At 72.5% G+C, this 3717-nt stretch carries 5 protein-coding genes; all 5 read right to left on the bottom strand.

Going from position 1 to position 3717, the window contains the following annotated elements; translation table 11 throughout:
* Nucleotides 1–126 precede the first annotated feature (126 nt).
* The 5 genes from J5X75_RS43670 to J5X75_RS43650 all read right to left on the bottom strand — a co-directional run bounded on the left by J5X75_RS43670 (nt 127) and on the right by J5X75_RS43650 (nt 3585).
* Nucleotides 127–960 (bottom strand): glycosyltransferase family 2 protein, encoded by an 834-nt coding sequence (locus J5X75_RS43670; protein ID WP_208473626.1) that lies wholly within the window; start codon nt 958–960, stop codon nt 127–129.
* On the bottom strand, nt 957–1901 hold the full coding sequence (locus J5X75_RS43665; RefSeq protein WP_208473625.1) for a TIGR03557 family F420-dependent LLM class oxidoreductase: 945 nt from the start codon (nt 1899–1901) through the stop codon (nt 957–959). The genes J5X75_RS43670 and J5X75_RS43665 overlap by 4 nt, the downstream gene beginning before the upstream one ends.
* 63 nt (nt 1902–1964) lie before the next feature.
* Nucleotides 1965–2516, bottom strand: a complete 552-nt coding sequence (locus tag J5X75_RS43660; RefSeq protein ID WP_208473624.1) for a DUF3618 domain-containing protein — start codon at nt 2514–2516, stop codon at nt 1965–1967.
* Nucleotides 2492–2881, bottom strand: a complete 390-nt coding sequence (locus J5X75_RS43655) for a phage holin family protein (RefSeq protein ID WP_208473623.1) — start codon at nt 2879–2881, stop codon at nt 2492–2494. The genes J5X75_RS43660 and J5X75_RS43655 overlap by 25 nt, the downstream gene beginning before the upstream one ends.
* Nucleotides 2878–3585 (bottom strand): hypothetical protein, encoded by a 708-nt coding sequence (locus J5X75_RS43650; RefSeq protein WP_238491030.1) that lies wholly within the window; start codon nt 3583–3585, stop codon nt 2878–2880. Before J5X75_RS43650 ends, J5X75_RS43655 begins: the two co-directional genes overlap by 4 nt.
* Nucleotides 3586–3717 lie beyond the last annotated feature (132 nt).

Genomic DNA, 3717 nt, shown 5'->3' with positions numbered 1-3717 from the left:
TCGGCCAGCATGATCACCCTGGCGATGATCGACAACCTCGCCAAACGCCTCACCGCCGAAACCACCCCAACCTGGCGAGACGACTAAACCCTCATAACTCACAAACTACGTGAATCAGACGTCCTCTCAGGACGGGTGGGTGACTCCGGCGTAGGCGGCCTCGATGTCCGGTGGCAGTGGGCGGCGGTGACGCAGCGCCCACGGCAGACCGCGGGCCACATCCCATAGGGAGGGCAGGGATTCCCGGTATGTGGCGGCCAGGGTGCGCGCGACGACCGCCGGTGGGCGGCGCAGCAGCGCGGTGAGCAGCCTGTTGCGGGCCTCGATGCGGCGGCGGGCGGAGCGGTCACGGCCCTCCGGCAGCGGGAAGTGCCGCACCACCAGCGACGGCTCGTAGCAGAGCCACCACCCGTCGGCGGCCAGGTCCATGGCGAGCAGCTCCTCCTCGCCGTACACGAACAGCCGTGGTTCGAAGCCGCCCACCCGCAGGAACGCCTCCCGCCGGACGACCACCGCACACGACAGGAACCCGAGCACGGTGGGGCCGGGCGCACCGGGCGCGGTGCCGAGCGGGGCGGCCGCCTGCGCCGTGGAGACCGGATCCGGGCGGCCGCCGGGTCCGATCAGCACCCGGGCGGTGAGCAGGCCGAGCCGCGGGTGGGCGTCGAGGAGGGCGGCGGCGCGGGCCAGCGACCCGTCGGTCCAGTACGAGTCGTCGTCGGCGAACGCGACGTACGGCGTTCCGGCCCGGCGTACCCCCTCGTTGCGGGCCGCGGCACCGCGGTTCTCGCCGAGCCGGACCACCTCGACGGCGGGGAAGGCGCTGCTGATCGCGTCGGGACCGCCGTCGGTGGAGGCGTTGTCGACCAGGATGACCGGCGCCCGGTGTTCGGGCAGCGTCTCGAAGAGGCGGTCGCGCCGGTTGCGGGTGGCGACCACCACGGTGACCCTGTCGTTCACCGGCCGATCAGTTCCTTGCCGGCGAAGTCGAGGAACCCGTCCGGGTCGGGGCCGGCGTTCATCAGGACGACGTGGTCGTAGCCGGCGGCGGTGTACTCGCGGATGCGGGCCAGGTAGCGGGCCGGGTCGGGTCCGGCGGTGACGAGGGAGCGGACGTCGTCCTCGGTGACGGTGGCGGAGGCGGCCTCGAAGTTGACCGGGTTGGGCAGTTCGGCCATCACCTTCCAGCCGGTGACCGCCCAGCGGGTGGTGCGGTGGGCCTCTTTGACGGCGGCCTCCTCGGTGGGCGCCCAGGCGACCGGTACCTCGGCATATTTCGGTCCGCTGCCGCCTTTTTCGGTGAAAGTGGAGACCAGGTCGGCGCGCGGCTCGGTGGCGAACAGCCCGCTGCCGTGGGTGGCGGCCAGTTCGGCGGCGGCGGGACCGCCCGCGGCCACGGCGATCGCCGGGAGCGTGTCGGGCAGGTCGAACACGCGCGCGTCCTCCAACTGAAGGTATCGGCCCGGATAGGACTGGTAGCCGCCCCGCCAGAGCAGGTTGATGATGTCGAGCGCCTCACGCAGCCGTTCGTGCCGCTCGCGGACGCTGCCGAATCCCTGCCCGACGACGTGCTCGTTGAGCCGCTCCCCGGAGCCGACGCCGAGGGTGAACCGCCCGCCGGAGAGGATCGCCAGGGTGGCCGCGGCCTGCGCGATGATCGCCGGGTGGTAGCGCACGCTCGGGCAGGTCACGCCGGTCGCCAGACCCAGCGTGGTGGTGCGGGCCGCGATGGCGCCGAGAACGCTCCACGCGTACGGGGAATGGCCTTGAACGTCGAGCCAGGGGTGGAAGTGGTCGCTGATCTCGACGAAGTCGAAGCCCACCTCCTCCGCCCGGACGGCCTGGCGGACGAGTTCCGCGGGCCCGAACGCCTCGGCGGCGAGCTTGTATCCCAGTCTCATGGTGCTGCCGATTCCCGGATCGGGAGGGGACAAACGTCGTAGCGCCCGTCCCCTCCCGTCGCTTTATGAGGTGGCCGTGTTCCGGACGTCGTGCGCGCCCGAGCGGGCCGTCCCGGCGGTGGTCCGGGCCGCGTCCTCGGCGGTCTCGCGCACCTCGCCGGCGGCGTGCCGGACGGTGCCGCCGAGGTCGTCCTTCAGGTCGCTCGCCACGTCCTTGACCTTGTCGGTGAGGTCGCCGCCGTGCTCCTTGAGCTGCTGTCCGGCCCGGCGTTCGGCGTCGGTGACGGGCATCAGCGAGGCGGTGAGCATGCCGACGCCGAAGGCGATGATGCCGGCGGCGAGCGGGTTGCCCTGGGCCTGCCGGGCGACGGCCTGCGGCGCCTCCCGAACCTTGTCGGCGGCGGCGTGCGCCTTCTCGCCGGCGGTGTCGGTGAGTTCCGAGGCGGTGTGCCGGGTGTGTTCGGTGGTGCCCATGACCTTCTCCTTCACCGCGGTCCAGCGCCGCTTGGCGACCTGGCGTGGGCTCGTCTTCTCCGCCAGCCGGTCGACGTCGTGGGTCAGCGTGGCCCGCGTGGTCTCGATCTCCCGCTTCAGCCGGTCGGGTTCTTCAGCCATTGGGCGTCCTCCTTCAGGGTCTCGGTGGTGCGGCGCGGCACCGGGTCCACGGTCTTGAGCTTCTTGCGGCCGCCGCTGTAGAGCACCGCGCCGATGACCGCCCAGACGAACGCGACGATCAGTGCCGCCCAGCCGGCGTCGATGACGTTGGCGAGGCCGAAGACGAGCGCGAAGCTGAGCAGGACGACGGCCAGGTAGCCGGCGAACGCGGCGCCGCCGAGCATCCCGCCGGCCTTGCCCGCCTTGACGGCCTCCTGCCGGATCTCCGCCTTGGCGAGCGCCACCTCCTGCCGGAACAGTTGCGAGAGGTCGTCGCTGATGTTGCCGATGATCTCCCCGATCGAGGTCTGCGACGGGGTGGTCATGCCCGGTACCCCGGTTCGTCCTCGACCACGGCCGGCGTTCCGGTGCCGGTCGCGGTGTACTGCGTAGTCGCCGGGGTGAGGTGGCCGGAGCCGGTGGCCGCCGGCGGGTAGGCGACGGTTTCCGTCTCCCGGGTCTCGTCCGGGAAGCTCACGTAGGTGTCGTCGGCCGGCTTCGCCGTGCCGGCGCCGGGGTCGGCCGTCAGGACGCCCTTGCCGAGGCGGCCCACCACGAAGCCGGCTGCCAGGGCGGTGGCCAGGAAGGCGCCGGGGCGGCGGCGGGCGAAGTCCTCGACCTCGCGCAGCACCCCGTCGGGGCCGTTGCGGTCGAGGTAGTCGGCGAACTGGCGGCCGCCCTCGGCGACCCGGGCGACCACGGCGGCGGCCGGCGAGTCCTGCCGGGCGCCCCGCATCTCGTCCAGGTGGTCGGCGGTCTCGCGGATGCCGCCGACGAGGCGGCTGTTCTGGGTGCGGGCCTGCTCGCCGAGCTTGTCGCGAACCTCGGAGGCGACGGTACGGGCCTGGTCGCGGGCCTCGGCGCCGACCCGCTGGGCCTGCTCGCGGGCGGTGTCCTTGACCTCACCGGCGGCCTGCCTGGTCTGCTCGGTGGCTCGCCGGGGCAGCGACTGCTCCTCGGTGTGGGCGGGGGTGGTGGCCGGCGGCGTCAGATCGTATTCCGGCGCGCGGCCGGGCGAGACGTCACTCATGGGTCCTCCATAAGGTTGTTGATTGTCTGGGGTTGATGCCCCGGATGCCCGGGACGGTGGGGTGTGGCTGATGGTTTCTTGCCGTTGGGTGGTTCCGAAGGAGTGGCCGCCCTGCCGTTCCCGATGGCCTGG

The sequence above is a fragment of the Actinoplanes flavus genome (assembly GCF_017592555.1).
Lineage (GTDB): Bacteria > Actinomycetota > Actinomycetes > Mycobacteriales > Micromonosporaceae > Actinoplanes > Actinoplanes flavus.
Note: the sequence above shows the minus strand (reverse complement) of the source record. Positions and strands in the feature narration are given on the sequence as shown.